This is a genomic window from Mycobacterium sp. WUMAC-067 (assembly GCF_020217485.1).
Taxonomy (GTDB): Bacteria; Actinomycetota; Actinomycetes; order Mycobacteriales; family Mycobacteriaceae; genus Mycobacterium.
This window is the reverse complement of the sequence record NZ_JAEKMI010000175.1, coordinates 1-673: the sequence shown is the minus strand read 5'-3', so window position 1 is coordinate 673 and position 673 is coordinate 1. Positions and strand designations below refer to the sequence as shown.

General features: G+C 66.9%; 1 protein-coding gene. It reads left to right on the top strand.

All coding sequences use genetic code 11. From position 1 onward, the window contains the following. Positions 1 to 116: 116 nt before the first annotated feature. Positions 117 to 673: transposase (locus JF781_RS28090; RefSeq protein ID WP_207549630.1), on the top strand; the 557-nt coding region annotated here is incomplete at its 3' end.

Genomic DNA, 673 nt, shown 5'->3' with positions numbered 1-673 from the left:
GAGCAATGATCAGAACCTGTGGATCCCGGGCGGGCGTGCCTTCCCGGAAGATGATCTGCAAGGAATCCGAATTCTGATCAAGACCAGCGTTGGCGCGCTGGCGGGAAGGCACGCCCGTGCTCACGGTAGTAGACAACAACGACGACTCCAACGAGACCCGCAATGCGGCCGGTGCGGGCCGGTCGTTGCTCGACCAGATCGTCCGCGACGGTGCCCGGCAGATGCTGGCCGCGGCGTTGCAGGCCGAGGTCGCCGACTATGTAGCCCGGTATGCCGGTGAGGTCGACGAACACGGCCACCGACTGGTGGTCCGCAACGGATACCACGCCGAACGTGAGGTCGTGACCTCGGCGGGTGCGGTGGCGGTGAAGGCGCCCCGCGTGAACGACAAGCGGATCGACCCCGATACCGGCGAGCGCAAGCGGTTCTCCTCGGCGATCCTGCCCGCCTGGGCTCGCAAGTCCGAGCAGGTATCGGAGGTGCTGCCGCTGCTGTACCTGCACGGCCTGTCAACCAGTGACTTCGGGCCGGCGCTCGAACAGTTCCTCGGCACCGGCGCCGGACTGTCCGCATCCTCGATCACCCGGCTCACGGCCCAGTGGCAGGACGAGGCGAAGGCCTTCGGCACCAGGGACCTCTCGCAGGTCGACTACGTGTACCTGTGGGTCGACGG